We start from the raw sequence: 16,003 nt of genomic DNA, 5'->3' as shown, positions 1-16,003 counted from the left end.
GGCGGAGGAACGATGACCGAGCGGACGAGCGGCGAGATCCGGACAGACGATTCGACGGCCCGCGTGGTCCCCTTCCCGAGCCCATCCACCGCCCCGCAGATCGCGTTCGATCGGCACGAGCTGCGCACGATCTTCAACCTCTACGGCCGCCGAGTCGCGGAGGGGGAGTGGCGCGACTACGCCCTCGACTTCCGCCGCGACAAGGCGGTGTTCTCGATCTACCGCCGCACCTCCGAGATGCCGCTCTACCGGATCGAGAAGGACCCGAAGCTCGCGCGCCGCCAGGGCGCCTACGCCGTGGTCGCCGCGACCGGCGTGGTGCTCAAGCGCGGCACCGACCTCGCCCGCGTGCTCGCGGTGCTGGAGAAGCCCCTGCGGGCCGTGTGAAGCGTTCGGATTTTTGCGCGGCGATCCTTCGTCCGGTGCCGTCTTGGCCGATGGTACGCTCGCTGCGCGCCCGGATCGCGGCGCGGGGGCCCTTCCCCCGAGCAGGCGATCGGCCTCGCACATCTTCAGATTCCTTTTCCGGACCCTCCCCGTCATCCCGGGGCTGCGCAGGGCGGACATTGCCCGCTGGGGGAAGTGGCGCGGCGTAAGCGTAGCTCCCCCGGAACGAAGAAGGCCCCGGCGTTTCCGCCGGGGCCTTCTTCGTTCGTCCGGTCCGTCTTCGCTCAGCGGCGGTCGCCGAGGAGCGAGAGCAGGAACTGGAACATGTTGATGAAGTCGAGGTACAGCGTCAGCGCGCCGTTGACCGACATCTTGGCCGCCGCTTCGCCGTCGAAGCCGCTGGAGAGATACATCTCCTTCAGCTTCTGGGTGTCGTAGGCGGTGAGCCCCGCGAAGATCAGCACGCCGAGCACCGAGACGGCGAACTGCAGCGCCGACGAGGCCAGGAAGATGTTGACGATCGAGGCGATGATGATGCCGATCAGGCCCATCATCAGGAACGAGCCCATCCCCGAAAGGCTGCGCTTGGTGGTGTAGCCGTAGAGGCTCAGCGCGCCGAAGGTCGCCGAGGTGATGAAGAACACCCGCACCACGCTGGCGCCGGTGAACACCAGCAGCAGCGTCGACATCGAGGCGCCCATCACCGCCGCGAAGGCGAAGAACATCGTCCGCGCCGACGAGGCCGACATCCGGTCCATCCGCATCGAGAAGACCAGGATGAAGGCGAGCGGGGCGAACATCAGAACCCACTTGAGCGGGCTGTTGTAGAGCGTCTGGCCGAACGGGGTCAGGGCGAGGCGGCCGGTCGCAGTCGCGGTGGTGGCAGCCATGTTGAGGCCGAGCGCGACGAGGCCGGAGATGCCGAGCCCGACGACCATGTTGTTGTAGACGCCGAGCATGAAGGTCCGCAGGCCCTGGTCGAACGCGACCTGGGTGCCGGCCTGCGACGGCGCCTGGGCGCCGTAGCGGAAGGGAGAGTTGTCGAATGCCATGGGAGTGACCTCGGAAGGCTCGCTCGTGCGTGGTGTTTGAGACGAGGCCCACGCAGGGGACCTCTGGCGCCATCGAGCGCCTCGTGTCGGAATATGTTGCTTTCGGCCGCCCCGCACAAGAGCCCGGCAGAGCTTGAAAAAGCGCTTTCGATGAATCCCCGCGGGTGAAATTTGTTCACGAAGTCTGGGATTAAAGTTCGCTGCTACTTCGCCGACGGCTCCCGATGCCGTCGTTCACGATCGCGGCAAGCTCACACGGGGGATACGCAAGGGTCACGCCTGCCGCAGGTACGGTGCCGGCTTCTGGCCGAGGATGCGCCAAGTCCCGGCGAGCCCCAGCACCACGGCGAGCACCACCGCGGCCGCGGCCGCCGCCAGCGCCCCCGACAGGTCGAGGGCGAAGTCGAGGCGCATCACCCGGGTGACGATCACCCAGCCGGCGAGCGTGCCGGCGAGCAGCCCGAACAGGGCGGTGACGAGGCCGAGCGCCCCGTATTCGAGGCCGTAGGCGGCCAGCAGCCGTCCGCGGGTCGCGCCGAGCACCTTCAGCACCACGGCGTCGTAGAGGCGCGCCCGGTGCCCCGCGGCGATGGCGCCGGCCAGCACGAACAGGCTCGCCAGCACCGCCACCGCGCTCGCGCCGCGGATCGCCAGCACCAGCCGGCCGACGAGGTCGCCGACGGCATCGAGGGCGTCCTTCACCCGCACGCTGGTGACGGAGGGGAACGCCTTGGCGACGTCGCGCAGGATCCGGTTCTCGACCGCGCCGTCGGTGCCCCCGGGCAGGGTGAGCGTCGCCAGGTCCGAGTGCGGCGCGCCGCGGAAGGTGCCGGGGGAGAACACCATCACGAAGTTGATGCCGAGGTTGCGCCACTCGACCTTGCGCAGGTTGGCGATGGTGGCGGTGAGGTTCCGCCCGAGCACGTTGACGGTGACGCGGCTGCCGACCTTGAGGCCGAGGTTTTTCGCGAGATCCGCCTCGAACGAGACCAGCGGCGTCCTGGCTTGCTCCGCGTTCCACCACGTGCCTGCGGTGAGCGTCGAGCCCTCGGGCACGTCCTCGGCGTAGGTGATGCCCCGGTCGCCGTCGAGCACCCAGGCGGCGTCCTCCGGCGGGCGGATCTTCTCGGCCGGGACGTCGTCCAGCGCCACGATGCGGCCGCGCATCATCGGCACCCGCTCGATCTTGGCGCTGGGCGCCTGGCGCGCGAGGAAGTCGTGGAAGGCGCCCGAATCGGCGGCCGGGATGTCCAGGAAGAACAGGTTCGGCGCGCGCGCCGGAAGGGTCGCCGAGATGGTGCGGCGCACGTTCACGTCGATCAGGCTCAGGGTCACCAGCAGGGTCACGCCGAGGCCGAGGGAGAGGACGATGGCCGGCGTCAGGGCGCCGGGGCGGTAGAGGTTGGCCAAGGCCATCCGCGGCGCGGCCCGCCGCGGATGCGGCAGCCGGCGGGCGAGCGCCATCACGCCGACCGCGACCAGCCGCAGCAGGCCGAAGGCGAGGCCGGCGGCGGCGATGAAGATCAGCGCCACGCGCCGGTCGAAGGCGGTGCCGACGGCGAGCCCCACCAGGGCGGCGAGCGCCAGCGCCAGGATCGCCCGGTAGCGCGGGCGGATGCCGCTGGCTGCCGGGTCGACGGCGTCGCGAAACAGCCCCGAGACCGGGACGTCGTGGGCGCGCCCCAGGGGCGTGATCGCGAAGGCCAGGGCCGTGAGGAGCCCGTAGGCCGCCGCCTGGAGCAGCTCGAGGGGCGCCAGCGTCGGGTTCAGCGGCAGGGGCAGGCTGTCCCGGAACAGCGCGTCGAGGGCGAAGGGCAGCGCGGCGCCCACAGTGAGCCCGATCGCCGTGCCGAGCCCGGCGATCAGCATCACCTGCGTCAGGTACAGGGCGACGACCTTCGAGCCCGGCGCACCGACGCTCTTCAGGGTCGCGATCGAGGGGCGCTTGCGCTCGACGAAGGCGTTGACGGCGTTGGCGACGCCGACCCCGCCGACGATCAGCGCGGTGAGGCCGACCAGCGTCAGGAACTGGGTGAAGCGCTCGATGCTCTTGGAGAACCGCGGGTCGGCGTTGGTGCGCGCCCGCATCTCCCAGCCGGCCTGCGGAGCGGCCGCCGCGATCCGGGCGGCGGCGGCGTCGAGGCCCGCATCGTCGGCGCCGGGCAGCAGCAGCCGGTAGCTCCAGCGGTTGAGGCTTCCGGGCTGGACCAGGCCGGTGCGGCGCAGCGCATCCTGCGACACGATCAGCCGCGGCCCGAAGCCGATGCCGCCGGCGATCTTGTCGGGCTCCGAGACGAGGGTCGCGCGGATGGCGAAGGGCCGGCCGGCGAGCGTGATCCGGTCGCCGACCTTGAGGTCGAGGCGGGTCAGCAGCGCCGAGTCGGCGAGCGCGCCGTCGATCCCGTCACGCTCGGCCAGCAGGTCGGCGAGGGGCGCCTGCGGCTCGGTGACGAGCTCTCCGGCGGTCGGGTAGCCGGCATCGACCGCCTTCAGCTCGACCAGCGCCGCGCCCTCGCCCGCCACCGCCATGGCGCGGAGCGAGGCGACCACGTCGACACGCCCCTGCGCGTCGAGCACCGCGCGCTCCGGCTCCGTCGCCTCGCGGTTGATCAGGCTGTAGCTGAGGTCGCCGCCGAGGATGCGCTTGCCCTCGCGGCCGAGCCCGTCCGACAGCGAGCGCGAGATCGAGGCGACCCCGGCGATCGCCGCGACGCCGAGCGCGATGCAGGCGAGGAACACGGCGAAGCCGCGCAAGCCCCCGCGGAGCTCGCGCAGCGCGAGGCGCAGGGTCAGCGGCAGGCGCGGGGCGGGCGTCGGCCGGGGTTGGGAGAGGGTGCCGTGCATCAGGCCGCCACCGGCTCCTCGATCCGCCCCGAGCGCAGGCGCACGGTGCGGTCGCAGAGGCGGGCGAGCCCCGGATCGTGGGTGACGAGGACGAGCGTCGCGCCGCGGTCGCGCTTCAGCGCGAACAGCAGGTCGACGATCTGGCGGCCGGTCGCCTCGTCGAGATTGCCCGTCGGCTCGTCGGCGACCAGGATCGCCGGGTCCGGTGCGACGGCGCGGGCGATGGCGACGCGCTGCTGCTCGCCGCCCGAGAGCTGGGCCGGGTAGTGGTGCAGCCGGTGGCCGAGGCCGACGGCTTCGAGTTCCCGCCGGGCGCGGGCATGGGCGTCCGGCTTGTCGGCCAGCTCCAGCGGCAGGGCGACGTTCTCCAGGGCGGTCATCGTCGGGACGAGGTGGAAGGCCTGGAACACGATGCCGATCCGCCGGCCGCGGAAGCGCGCGAGCGCGTCCTCGTCGAGGGCGCCGAGGTCGGTGCCCTCGATCCGGATCGCGCCGGCATCGGGCCGCTCGAGGCCCGCCATCACCATCAGCAGGGTCGACTTGCCGGAGCCCGACGGCCCGACGAGGCCGACCGCCTCGCCGCGGCCGACGTCGAGCGAGATGCCGCGGAGCACATGGACGCGGGCGGCCCCCCGCCCGAGGCTGAGGTCGATGCCAGAGAGAGCGATGGCTGGCGTCCCGGACGCGGACATGGCAGGCGAGGTCTTGCCGGAAGAGGGGTTGTCGGCGGTCACGGTCGAGCCGATCTGTGGCGGATGGCGAACATGCGGGACGGAGATCACGGTTGGCGGACGAACGTTCGGTGCGCTCCGGCACGACCCGTGCCGGGCGATGCGCGCGGGCCCGATATGGCGAGCGCGACGGAGCCACGCCATGATGGCCGGCGCAGGGCGGCGCTGATGGCGCTCTTTGCCGCAGCGGGGCTGGTCCTGTCGATGGCGGGCCTCGCGCCGGCCAAGGCGGATCCGAAGCCCGAATCGAAGCCGATCCGGCTCGTCGCGCTCGGCGACAGCCTCACCGCGGGCTACCGCCTTCCGGCGGGCTCCGCCTTCCCGGCGGTGCTGGAGCGGGCGCTCGCTGCGAAAGGCCGGACGGTGACGGTCGCCAATGCCGGCGTCTCGGGCGAGACCGCCACCAACGGCCTCGACCGGGTCGACTGGTCGGTGCCCGACGGCACCGACGGGGTGATCCTGGAGCTCGGCGCCAACGACATGCTGCGCGGCACCGATCCCGCCGTGACGCGGAAGGCGCTGGAGGCGATCGTGACGCGGCTGAAGGCGCGCGGCATCCCGGTGCTGCTCGCCGGCATGCGGGCCTCGACCAACCTCGGGCCCGACTACGTCGCGCGCTTCGACGCGATCTACCCGGATCTCGCCCGGACCTACGACCTCGTGCTGTACCCGTTCTTCATGGCCGGCATGGTCGGCGACCGCGCCTACACCCTCGACGACGGGCTCCACCCGAACGCCAAGGGCGTCGACGTGATCGTGGCCGGCATCCTGCCCTCGGTCGAGACCTTCCTCGGGCGGCTCCCGGCCGGGGCTCGTTAGCGATGCCGCGCCTGTTCACGGCGCTCGGCCTCCCGCCGGAGATCGCCGCCGGGCTGGCGCCGTTCCGCGGCGGCCTGCAGGGCGCACGCTGGATCGAGCCGTCGGATCACCACGTCACCCTGCGCTTCCTCGGCGACGTGCCGGTCGCGCTTGCTGAGGACGCGGTCGAGGCGCTGTCGGAGATGCGGGCGCGGCCGGCGCTCGAGGTGGTGCTGGACGGCCTCTCGGTGTTCGGCGGCGACAAGCCGCGCGCGCTGCTCGCCAGCGTCGCCGCCACCCCCGACCTGATGGACCTCCAGGCCGAGCAGGAGCGCCTGATCCGCCGGGCGGGCGCCGAGCCGGAACGGCGCAGGTTCGTGCCGCACGTGACGCTGGCGCGCCTGCGCCGCGAGGCCACGCCCGAGGCGGTGGCGATGTACCTGTCGCAGGCGCCGATCTTCACGCCGCTGCGCTTTTCCGCGACGCAGGTGGTGCTGTACTCGGCGCGCGACTCGACCGGGGGCGGGCCCTACGTCGCGGAGGCGGCGTTTCCGTTCGCCTGAGCGGGGTCCTACAACCGCCGCAGCGCGACGCTCTCGATGCGGTGGCTCGCGCCCTTGGCCAGGATCAGGCTGGCGCGCTGGCGGGTCGGCAGGATGTTGTCGCGCAGGTTCGGCAGGTTGATCGTCGTCCACAGCCGGTCGGCGATGGCGAGCGCTTCCGATTCGGGCACCTCGGCGTACTTGCGGAAGTACGAGCGGGGGTCGCGGAACGCGGTCTGCCGCAGGCGCATGAAGCGCATCACGTACCAGCGGTGCAGATCGTCCTCGTGCCCGTCGAGGTAGATCGAGAAGTCGAAGAAGTCGGAGACGAACGGGATCGCGGTGCCGTCGCGCGGCAGGCGGGCCGGCTGCAGCACGTTCAGGCCCTCGACGATCAGGATGTCGGGGCTCTCGACCACCCGCTCCTCGCCGTCCACCCGGTCGTAGACGAGGTGGGAGTAGAGGGGAGCGGTGACGCGCTTCCGGCCCGATTTCACGTCGTGCAGGAACTGCAGCAGGGCGGCGGTGTCGTAGCTCTCGGGAAATCCCTTCCGGTCCATGATGCCCTGCGCGGCGAGCGCGGCGTTCGGCAGCAGGAACCCGTCGGTGGTGACGAGGTCGACCTTCGGGGTGTTCGGCCAGCGCGCGAGCAGCGCGGCGAGCACGCGGGCCGTGGTCGACTTGCCCACCGCCACCGATCCGGCGAGCCCGATGATGTAGGGCGCCTTGGTCTCGCGCTCGGCCATCAGGAAGCGCTGGGTCGCCTTGAACAGGCCCTGGCTCGCCGCGACGTAGAGCGCGAGCAGCCGCGACAGCGGCAGGTAGATCGCGACCACCTCCTCCACCGAGATCGGGTCGTTCAGCGATTGCAGGCGCTCGATGTCCTCCTGCGTCAGCGTCAGCGGCGTGTCGGCGCGCAGCTGTGCCCAGGATTCGCGGCTGAACAGGCGGTAGGGCGACAGCCGCTCCGACCCGTCGCCGGTGACCGGGTTCTGCCCCGTCACCGGGGTCTGGCCGGCGGCGAGCGCGGCCGCCTTCATGCCGGCGGCCTCGACGCCTTCTCGGCGATGCCGCTCTGCGCCGTGCGGCGCTCCAGCTCCGCCATCACCGCGGAGAGCTCGACGCCGCCGGCGCGCAGCAGCACCACGAGGTGGTAGAGCACGTCCGCCGCCTCGTTGGTCAGCCCGGCCTTGTCGCCCTGCACCGCGGCGATGGCGGCCTCCACCGCCTCCTCGCCGAGCTTCTTGGCGGCCTTGGCCGGGCCGCCCGCGAGCAGCTTGGCCGTGTACGATTGGTCGGGCGCGGTGCCGGCGCGGCTCGCCACCAGGCGGGCGAGGTCGTCGAGGGTGTAGGCGGACATAGAGGACCCGTGCGGCAGGGTTCGGAAACGACGATGCCGTCGCCGGAACCTGCGTCAACGGCGGGCGCCGGGCAAGCCGGGAGCCGGCACAGCAGCGCCTCGCCACCCGCATTTGCGCGACGGGCGGGTGGAATTGTCGGAAAAATGGTGCCGGATCCGGCCGCGGCCCCCGGCGTCTTCCCGATCTCGGGTCAGGCGTCCAGCCGCATCGCGAGGCCGGCCGCCGCCATGTGCGCCTTGGCCTCGGCGACGCTGGCTTCCCCGAAATGGAAGATCGAGGCCGCGAGCACCGCGCTGGCATGGCCTTCGGCGACGCCGGCCACGAGGTCGTCGAGCCCGCCGACGCCGCCCGAGGCGATCACCGGCACGGTCACCGCGTCGGCGACGGCGCGGATCAGCGCGAGGTCGTAGCCCGAGCGCGTCCCGTCCCGGTCCATGGAGGTGACGAGCAATTCGCCCGCTCCCTTGGCCGCCACCGTGCGGGCGAAGGCGATCGCGTCGAGGCCGGTGGGGGTGCGGCCGCCATGGGTGAAGATCTGCCACGCGTCCGGCTCGCCCGGCGCGGAGGTGCGCTTGGCGTCGATCGCCACCACGACGCATTGCGCGCCGAACTTCTCGGCGGCCCGCGCGACGAGGTCGGGATCGTTCACGGCCGCGGTGTTGATCGCGACCTTGTCGGCGCCGGCGAGCAGCAGCGCGCGCACGTCCGCCACCGCGCGCACGCCGCCGCCGACGGTGAGCGGCATGAAGCAGGCCTCCGCCGTGCGGCTCACCACGTCGAGCAGGGTGCCGCGCGCCTCGTGGCTCGCGGTGATGTCGAGGAAGCAGAGCTCGTCGGCCCCGGCCGCGTCGTAGGCCTTGGCCGCCTCGACCGGATCGCCCGCGTCGCGCAGCTCGAGGAACTTCACGCCCTTGACGACGCGGCCGTCCTTGACGTCGAGGCAGGGGATGATGCGGGTCTTGAGCACGCTGGGAGCCTTCAGGCGGTCGTGTCGTCGGGGTCGATCGCGAAGGGACGCGTGAGCATCTCGTCGTGAGTGTAGGGGCAGGTCTCGGGAAAGGTCTTCAGCGGAAGGTCGGTCTCGTCAGCCGCTTCGAGACGGGCGCGGCGGTAGGCGCGTTCCATCGCTTCCACCCGACGGCTCTTCAGGCCGGGACTGTCCGCCAGCTCGTCGGCCGCAGCCACCCGATGCGTCGCGATCGAGATCACCCAGCTTCGCGTCCGTCGCGATGGCTGGTGATCCCACTTGAGCATATGCAGCAGGACGATGCGCCACGCGCCGACGAGGCTGCTGAACTGGCTGCGACCCAAGCTCTCGATCTCCTCGGCGAGGTTCTCCCGATCGAGGCCGGCCAGGTCGCCCGCCCGGAGGCGTGCCCCCTGCTCCTGCGTCCAGGCGTAGAAGTCGTCCGCGTAGGCCGTCCCGGTCTCGGCCGGTCGCGCCGCCTTCGCCGAAGCCGTCATCGCCGCCTCCCGGCAAACCCTTGACCGGGCGAGCCTATCACGAAGCGCCGCCTCCGCGCGCCGCCCTGATCGCGAACAGCGCCGCGCGCGGGTCGATGCGGCCGTCGTAGAGGGCGCGCCCCGTGATCGCGCCGGCCAGCATCGCGCAATCGGGCTCGAGCAGGCGGTGCACGTCCTCGATCGAGGCGAGGCCGCCCGACGCGATCACCGGGATGCTCACGGCTTCGGCGAGCGCCACCGTCATCTCGATGTTGAGGCCCTTCAGGATGCCGTCGCGGGCGATGTCGGTGTAGATGATCGCCGAGACGCCGGCATCCTCGAACCGGCGGCCGAGATCCTCGGCGGTCATGCTCGAGGTCTCGGCCCAGCCCGCCACCGCGACGCGCCCGTCCTTGGCGTCGATGCCCACCGCGATCCTGCCCGGATGGCGCCGCGCCGCCTCGTGGACGAAGGCCGGGTCGCGCACGGCCGCCGTGCCGATGATCACCCGGGCGACGCCCTTCTCGAGCCAGCCCTCCAGCGTGCGCATCTCGCGGATGCCGCCCCCGAGCTGCACCGGGATGTCGACCTGGGCGAGGATCGCGTCGACGGCGGCCGCGTTCATCGGCGCCCCGGCGAAGGCACCGTCGAGGTCGACCACGTGGAGCCAGGAGAAGCCCTGATCGGCGAAGGCCCGGGCCTGCGCCGCCGGGTCGTCGTTGAACACCACGGCCTGGGCCATGTCGCCCTGCACGAGGCGGACGCAGTGCCCTTCCTTGAGATCGATGGCCGGATACAGGATCACGCGGACGCTCGTTTCTTCTGGTCGTTCGACGGAGGGCGCGGCGGTTACGGCCGCCAGCGCAGAAAGTTCGCGAGCAGGGCCAGCCCGAGATGCTGGCTCTTCTCCGGGTGGAACTGGGTGCCGGCGAGGTTGTCGCGTGCCACCATCGCGGTGACGGGACCGCCGTAGGCCGCCTCGGCGACGACCTCGTCCGGGCGATCCGCCTTCAGGGCGAAGCTGTGCACGAAGTAGGCGTGCAGCCCGTCCGGCCCGGTGCGGATGCCGTCGAGCAGCGGATGGTCGCGGGACGGCGTCAGGGTGTTCCAGCCCATGTGCGGGATCTTGAGCGTGGGGTCGGACGGCCGGATCGGGCCGACGTCGCCGGAGATCCAGCCGAGGCCTTCCGTGGTCTCGTATTCGAGGCCGCGCGTTCCCATCAGCTGCATGCCGACGCAGATGCCGAGGAAGGGACGCCCCAACCCGATGGCGGCATCGGTCATCGCCGCCACGAGGCCGGGGACGGCGTCGAGCCCGCGGCGGCAATCGGCGTAGGCGCCGACCCCGGGGAGCACGATCCGGTCGGCGCGCGCGACCGCGTCCGGATCGCCGGTGACGACGATGCGGGTCTCCGGCAGCCCGGCCTCGCGGGCCGCCCGCTCAAAGGCCTTGGCCGCCGAGTGCAGGTTGCCCGACCCGTAATCGATGATCGCGACGGTCTCGGCGCTCACAGTCGTTGTTCCTCGAAGACGCTCACCGGCCGCCCTGCGCGGGAAACAGGCCGATCACAGGCTCGGCCGCGCGGTTGCCCGCGAACGCGGTCGAGGCCCGGACGGTCGGCGCGGGGGCGGGGTCGAGCCAGCGCGTCATCGCCTTGGCTTCGGCCTCGTCGGCGTTGAAGGCCACCACCGCGTCGCGCGCCGGCCGGCCGTTGCGGGCGAGCGTCCAGCGCCGGAGCGAGGACGCCTCGAGCCCGATCAGCACCAGGACCAGCAGCGTGATCGCGGTGCCGGCGGCGGGCGACAGGCCGAGGCCGTAGCCGACGAGCGCGGTGGCGCCGAGCCCGGCCAGCACCAGCAGGGCTGCGAGCCAGAGGCGGTGATAGAGGAACCACAGCACCGAGAAGGCGAAGGCCGCCCACGAGAACCCGTCCGGCACCAGCTGCGCCCGGTCGAGGTCGTGCGCCTCGCCGGAGCGGGCCTCGTGCGGCAGATGGAGCGTGTAGCTGCGCATCCTCATGGCGACCCCTTCCCTTTCCTGTCGGCCGAACGCCGGATGCGGCTGCGCGAGCCCGCCGCGACGGCCGTCCGCGATCCTCGCCTACAGCGAACCCTTGGTCGAGGGAACGCGTCCCTCCTCGCGGGGATCGACCGCGACGGCCTTCCGCAAGGCGCGGGCCAGCCCCTTGAAGCAGCTCTCGGCGATGTGATGGGCGTTGTCGCCGTAGAGCGTCTCGACGTGGAGCGTGATGCCGGCGTTCATGGCGAAGGCCTGGAACCACTCGCGCACCAGCTCGGTGTCGAAGGCACCGATCTTCTCGACGCGGAAGGCGGTGCGGAACACCAGGAACGGCCTGCCCGAGATGTCGATCGCGACCCGGCTCAACGTCTCGTCCATCGGCATGTGGATGTCGGCGTAGCGGGCGATGCCGCGCTTGTCGCCGAGCGCCTTCGCGAAGGCCTGGCCGAGCGCGATGCCGCAATCCTCCACCGTGTGGTGCTGGTCGACGTGCAGGTCGCCGGTCACCCGCGCCTCGACGTCGAACAGGCCGTGCCGGGCGAACAGCTCGAGCATGTGGTCGAGGAAGCCGACCCCGGTGGCGATCCCGGTCTTGCCGGTGCCGTCGAGGTCGATCGAGACCGACACGTCGGTCTCCGCCGTCTTCCGGCTGATGCTGGCGCTGCGCATGGTCTTCGTGGGTGTTCGTTCGCCGGGCCGATGCGGCCGGCTTTCGTGCCTTCTAGTGCGGAAGCCGTCGCCGGGGGAAGGGCTCGGCTCAATCCTTGAGCACGCGCCCCGCCACCGCGTCGAGCTTGGCCAGCAGGTCCGGGTCGCGGTGGGACGGCGCCGTCATGATCGCGCCGTCGAGCGCCCGGTGCGAGCCGGCCGGGCAATCCTCGCGGGTCGCGGGCAGGTCGCGGGCGAGCCGCGCCACGAGGCGGGCGGCCTTGTCGGCGTTGGCCCGCGCCACCGCGACGACCGAGGCCACGTCGACCGCGTCGTGGCCTGGATGCCAGCAGTCGAAGTCTGTGACCATCGCGATGGTGGCGTAGGTGATCTCGGCCTCGCGGGCGAGCTTGGCCTCGGGCATGTTGGTCATGCCGATCACGTCGAACCCTTGCGCCTTGTAGCTCTTCGATTCGGCGAGCGAGGAGAATTGCGGCCCCTCCATGCAGACGTAGGTGCCGCCGCGATGCACGGCGATCCCCTCCGCCTCCGCCGCGTTCGCGATGCGCTTCTGCAGGTTCGGGCCGACCGGGTGGGCGAGCGAGACGTGGGCGACGCAGCCGTTCCCGAAGAACGAGGACGCGCGCCCCACCGTCCGGTCGACGAACTGGTCGACGAGCACGAACAGGCCCGGATGCAGCTCGTTGCGGAACGAGCCGCAGGCCGACAGCGCGACGAGGTCGGTGACGCCGGCCCGCTTCAGCGCGTCGATGTTGGCGCGGTAGTCGATGCCGGACGGGGAGAGGCGGTGCCCGCGGCCGTGGCGGGCCAGGAACACCACCTTGGTGTCCCCGATGCGCCCGATCCGCAGAGCGTCGGACGGCTCGCCCCAGGGCGACGCCACCCGCTCCTCGCGCACGTCCTCGAGCCCCGGCAGGTCGTAGACCCCCGACCCGCCCATCACACCGAGCACCGCTGCCGTCATGTCGATCGTCCGTTGTCGAAGGTGGCGCGTAGGAGCCGCTGCGGGGCTCCCTCTCCATGGGAAGAGGGGTGGGGTGAGGGGCGTGACCTCTCCGGACTGCGCACGCCCCTCATCCTGTCCTTCTCCCCCCGGGGGAAGGGACCCGCGCAGGTCTCGGCGAGGTTGAGATCTCCGCGTCCCGCTATCACGAACTGCGCGCGCGGCAAAAACGCGAACGGGCCCCGCGAGGGGCCCGTTCGGTCGTCCGTGGATCGATCGGGCGTCAACCCGCCTTGTGCAGCTCGGGCTGGAGACCGTGGACCTCGCCGCCGACGTCGGCCCAGACCCGCTTCTTGACGTAGTACAGCAGCCCCGAGAGCAGGATCAGGAACAGGATCACCCGGAAGCCGAGCGCCTTGCGCGCCATCATGTGCGGCTCGGCGGCCCAGGCCATGAAGGCCGCCACGTCGCGGGTGTACTGGTCGACCGTCTCCGGCACGACCGGCTGGCCGGCCTCGTTCTTCGGGTAGGTCACCTGGCCGTCGCTGATCGGGTTCGGCATCGCGATCAGGTGGCCGGGATAGTACTTGTTGTAGTGCACGCCGTCCGGCACGTCGGTGCCCTTCGGGGGCTCCTCGTAGCCGTTCAGCACCGCGTGGATGTAGTCCACGCCCTGCTCGGAATAGCCGACGAAGGGCAGCGCGTCGGTGATGAACCACGGGAAGCCGCGCTCGAAGGTGCGGGCCTTGGCCAGCACCGAGAAGTCCGGCGGCGCCTTGCCGCCGTTGGCCGCCGCCGCCGCCTGGTCGTTCGGGAAGGGCGGCGGGAACTTGTCGGCCGGGCGGCCGGGCCGCTCGAACATCTCGCCGGCGTCGTTCGGGCCGTCCTTGACCTGGTAGGTCGCGGCGAGCGCCTTGACCTGGCTCTCCGAGAAGTCGGGACCGCCCTCCTCCGCGAGGTTGCGGAAGTCCACGAGCTTCATCGAGTGGCAGGCGGAGCAGACCTCCTTGTAGACCTGGAACCCGCGCTGGAGCTGCGCCTGGTCGAAGCGGCCGAACACGCCGGCGTAGCTCCACTGGAGGCGGGGCGGCTGGTTGCCGCCATGCGCATCCTCGGCGGAGGCCGCCGAGGAGCCCAGCGGGGCGCCGAGGGAGAACGCCAGCAGGGAGGCGGCGAGAAGGCTCGAGAGTTTCATCGTCGGTTCCGGTCCTGCCCTCAGCCCTTGGTCGTCGGCGCCGCGGCGGCGCCCGCCGGCAGCCCGGACCCGCTCACCTGCTTGCCCGGCCCGGTCACGCTCTCCAGGATCGACCCGGGCAGCGCCTTCGGCGTCTCGATCAGGCCGACGATCGGCATCACGAGGAGGAAGTGGGCGAAGTAGTAGAAGGTGCAGATCTGCGAGGCGATGACGTAGCCGCCTTCCGGCGGCTTGGCGCCGAGCCAGCCCAGGATGACCGTGACCGCCAGGAACAGCCAGAAGAACTGGCGGTAGATCGGCCGGTAGTTGCACGAGCGCACCCGCGAGGTGTCGAGCCACGGCGCGAGCGCGAGGATCAGCACCGCCGAGAACATCAGGATCACGCCGCCGAGCTTCGACGGCACCGCGCGCAGGATTGCGTAGAACGGCAGGAAGTACCATTCGGGCACGATGTGGGCCGGGGTCACGGCGGGGTTGGCCGGGACGTAGTTGTCGGCGTGGCCGAGATAGTTCGGCTGGTAGAAGATGAACCACGCGAACAGGATCATGAACACCACGGTGGCGAACACGTCCTTGATCGTGGCGTAGGGGGTGAAGGGCACCGCGTCCTTCGAGGACTTGATCGGGATGCCGGTCGGGTTGTTCTGGCCGGTGACGTGCAGCGCCCAGACGTGGAGCACCACGACGCCCGCGATCATCCACGGCAGCAGGTAGTGCAGCGAGAAGAAGCGGTTGATCGTCGGGTTGCCGACCGAGTATCCGCCCCAGAGCAGGCTCTGGATGGTGTCGCCGACCACGGGGATCGCGGCGAGGATGTTGGTGATGACGGTCGCGCCCCAGAAGCTCATCTGGCCCCAGGGCAGGGTGTAGCCGAGGAAGGCGGTCGCCATCATCAGGAGGTAGATGATCACGCCGAGGATGTAGAGCACCTCGCGCGGGGCCTTGTACGACCCGTAATACAGCGCCCGGAAGATGTGCACGTAGACCGCGACGAAGAACATCGACGCGCCGTTGGCGTGGGCGTAGCGCAGCAGCCAGCCGTAGTTCACGTCGCGCATGATGTGCTCGACGGAGTTGAACGCCTGGGTCGCCGAGGGCTCGTAGTGCATCGCGAGCCAGACGCCGGTGACGATCTGGATGCCGAGGAAGGCGATCAGGATCGCGCCGAAGGTCCAGAAGTAGTTCAGGTTGCGCGGCACCGGGAAGGCGACGAACGACGAGTGCACCAGCCCGACGATCGGCAGGCGGGCCTCGAACCACTTCGCGAGGCGGCTCTTGGGGACGTAGGCGTTGGCGTGAGCGCTCATGGGCGGTCCCTCGTGTCTCAGGCCGCGGCCTTGGCTTCCTCGCCGATGCGGATCTTCGCGTCGGTCTGGAAGGAATAGGGCGGGATCGGAAGGTTGATCGGGGCGGGGCCGCGGCGGACGCGGCCGACCGCGTCGAACTGCGAGCCGTGGCAGGGGCAGGCCCAGCCCTCGAAGTTGCCCTGGTGGCCGATCGGCACGCAGCCGAGATGGGTGCAGTTGCCGTAGACCACGAGCCACTGGTCGTGGCCCTTCTTCACCCGCGTGCCGAAGGGAGCCGGATCGGAGAGCTGGCTCTCCGGGATCGCCTTCATGTCCGTCACCTCCTTCTCGGTGAGCTTGCGGACGAAGATCAGCTTGCCGCGCCAGAACACGTTGATGATCTGGCCGTCGGTGATCGGGGCGAGGTCGACGTCGATCGGCGCGCCGGCGGCGATGGTGGCGGCGTCCGGCGCCATCGAGGCGACGAAGGGCCAGGCGACGGCGCCGACGCCGACGGCGGCGCCCGCGCCGGTGGCCAGGTACAGGAAGTCGCGGCGGGTTCCGTCCGGGGCGGCGGTGCCGGTGGACGCGGCGGCGGAGGTGTTCGCCAAGGTCGTCAATCTCCCAGTGTGCCGTCGCCCGATCTCGTGGCGTCGGGCAGGTCGGCGGAGCGCTCCCGGGCGGATGGGAATCCGATCTCGCCCGCCGCGTCGGACCGCCCGTGCGGAGCGG

At 71.3% G+C, this 16,003-nt stretch carries 18 protein-coding genes; 3 read left to right on the top strand and 15 right to left on the bottom strand.

The genetic code is table 11. The features are described from left to right. Positions 1-12: 12 nt before the first annotated feature. Positions 13-387 (top strand): DUF2794 domain-containing protein, encoded by a 375-nt coding sequence (locus tag ACFZ8E_RS12685; RefSeq protein ID WP_147727234.1) that lies wholly within the window; start codon positions 13-15, stop codon positions 385-387. Between the two features lie 284 nt (positions 388-671). Here the strand turns inward: ACFZ8E_RS12685 and ACFZ8E_RS12680 are convergent, their stop codons facing one another. The 3 genes from ACFZ8E_RS12680 to ACFZ8E_RS12670 all read right to left on the bottom strand — a co-directional run bounded on the left by ACFZ8E_RS12680 (position 672) and on the right by ACFZ8E_RS12670 (position 4,975). Further along, positions 672-1,439 carry a Bax inhibitor-1/YccA family protein gene (locus tag ACFZ8E_RS12680; protein ID WP_147844215.1) on the bottom strand — a complete coding sequence of 256 codons (768 nt, stop codon included), beginning with the start codon at positions 1,437-1,439 and terminating at the stop codon, positions 672-674. Between the two features lie 273 nt (positions 1,440-1,712). Beyond that, on the bottom strand, positions 1,713-4,283 hold the full coding sequence (locus ACFZ8E_RS12675; protein ID WP_405042896.1) for an ABC transporter permease: 2,571 nt from the start codon (positions 4,281-4,283) through the stop codon (positions 1,713-1,715). Continuing rightward, complete coding sequence (locus ACFZ8E_RS12670) at positions 4,283-4,975, bottom strand: ABC transporter ATP-binding protein (RefSeq protein WP_147725813.1); 693 nt, start codon at positions 4,973-4,975, stop codon at positions 4,283-4,285. Before ACFZ8E_RS12670 ends, ACFZ8E_RS12675 begins: the two co-directional genes overlap by 1 nt. Positions 4,976-5,182: 207 nt before the next feature. Here ACFZ8E_RS12670 and ACFZ8E_RS12665 point away from each other — a divergent pair, with 207 nt between their 5' ends. Continuing rightward, positions 5,183-5,833 carry an arylesterase gene (locus ACFZ8E_RS12665; RefSeq protein WP_243935727.1) on the top strand — a complete coding sequence of 217 codons (651 nt, stop codon included), beginning with the start codon at positions 5,183-5,185 and terminating at the stop codon, positions 5,831-5,833. A 2-nt stretch (positions 5,834-5,835) separates the two neighbouring features. Further along, positions 5,836-6,375, top strand: a complete 540-nt coding sequence (gene thpR, locus ACFZ8E_RS12660) for an RNA 2',3'-cyclic phosphodiesterase (protein ID WP_243937838.1) — start codon at positions 5,836-5,838, stop codon at positions 6,373-6,375. Positions 6,376-6,383: 8 nt separating this feature from the next. Here the strand turns inward: thpR and coaA are convergent, their stop codons facing one another. The 12 genes from coaA to petA all read right to left on the bottom strand — a co-directional run bounded on the left by coaA (position 6,384) and on the right by petA (position 15,882). Then, the gene (coaA, locus tag ACFZ8E_RS12655; RefSeq protein ID WP_147725797.1) at positions 6,384-7,394 is read right to left on the bottom strand and encodes a type I pantothenate kinase; all 1,011 of its coding nucleotides are present in this window, start codon (positions 7,392-7,394) and stop codon (positions 6,384-6,386) included. Then, complete coding sequence (locus ACFZ8E_RS12650; RefSeq protein WP_147750565.1) at positions 7,391-7,714, bottom strand: phosphoribosyl-ATP diphosphatase; 324 nt, start codon at positions 7,712-7,714, stop codon at positions 7,391-7,393. The genes coaA and ACFZ8E_RS12650 overlap by 4 nt, the downstream gene beginning before the upstream one ends. A 191-nt stretch (positions 7,715-7,905) precedes the next feature. Further along, entirely contained in the window at positions 7,906-8,682 is a 777-nt protein-coding gene (gene hisF, locus ACFZ8E_RS12645) for an imidazole glycerol phosphate synthase subunit HisF (RefSeq protein ID WP_147725799.1), read from the bottom strand. Between the two features lie 11 nt (positions 8,683-8,693). After that, entirely contained in the window at positions 8,694-9,179 is a 486-nt protein-coding gene (locus ACFZ8E_RS12640; protein WP_405042895.1) for a DUF29 domain-containing protein, read from the bottom strand. A gap of 37 nt (positions 9,180-9,216) precedes the next feature. Further along, entirely contained in the window at positions 9,217-9,963 is a 747-nt protein-coding gene (gene hisA, locus ACFZ8E_RS12635; RefSeq protein WP_405042894.1) for a 1-(5-phosphoribosyl)-5-[(5-phosphoribosylamino)methylideneamino]imidazole-4-carboxamide isomerase, read from the bottom strand. 44 nt (positions 9,964-10,007) lie between these two features. Further along, positions 10,008-10,670 carry an imidazole glycerol phosphate synthase subunit HisH gene (gene hisH / locus ACFZ8E_RS12630; protein WP_405042893.1) on the bottom strand — a complete coding sequence of 221 codons (663 nt, stop codon included), beginning with the start codon at positions 10,668-10,670 and terminating at the stop codon, positions 10,008-10,010. Positions 10,671-10,692: 22 nt separating this feature from the next. Continuing rightward, a complete protein-coding gene (locus ACFZ8E_RS12625; RefSeq protein WP_147725814.1) occupies positions 10,693-11,172 on the bottom strand; it encodes a DUF2628 domain-containing protein in 480 nt (159 codons plus the stop codon). An 87-nt stretch (positions 11,173-11,259) separates the two neighbouring features. Then, positions 11,260-11,847 carry an imidazoleglycerol-phosphate dehydratase HisB gene (gene hisB / locus ACFZ8E_RS12620; protein WP_405042892.1) on the bottom strand — a complete coding sequence of 196 codons (588 nt, stop codon included), beginning with the start codon at positions 11,845-11,847 and terminating at the stop codon, positions 11,260-11,262. Between the two features lie 88 nt (positions 11,848-11,935). After that, positions 11,936-12,811, bottom strand: a complete 876-nt coding sequence (locus ACFZ8E_RS12615) for an S-methyl-5'-thioadenosine phosphorylase (RefSeq protein WP_147725804.1) — start codon at positions 12,809-12,811, stop codon at positions 11,936-11,938. Between the two features lie 262 nt (positions 12,812-13,073). Then, positions 13,074-13,985: a cytochrome c1 gene (locus ACFZ8E_RS12610; RefSeq protein WP_405042891.1), complete on the bottom strand. Its 912-nt coding sequence runs from the start codon at positions 13,983-13,985 to the stop codon at positions 13,074-13,076. Positions 13,986-14,005: 20 nt separating this feature from the next. Beyond that, positions 14,006-15,292 carry a cytochrome b N-terminal domain-containing protein gene (locus tag ACFZ8E_RS12605; RefSeq protein WP_147725806.1) on the bottom strand — a complete coding sequence of 429 codons (1,287 nt, stop codon included), beginning with the start codon at positions 15,290-15,292 and terminating at the stop codon, positions 14,006-14,008. A 17-nt stretch (positions 15,293-15,309) separates the two neighbouring features. Continuing rightward, entirely contained in the window at positions 15,310-15,882 is a 573-nt protein-coding gene (petA, locus tag ACFZ8E_RS12600) for a ubiquinol-cytochrome c reductase iron-sulfur subunit (protein ID WP_147842694.1), read from the bottom strand. Between the last annotated feature and the right edge of the window lie 121 nt (positions 15,883-16,003).

The sequence above is a fragment of the Methylobacterium sp. HMF5984 genome (assembly GCF_045033435.1).
Lineage (GTDB): Bacteria > Pseudomonadota > Alphaproteobacteria > Rhizobiales > Beijerinckiaceae > Methylobacterium.
Note: the sequence above shows the minus strand (reverse complement) of the source record. Positions and strands in the feature narration are given on the sequence as shown.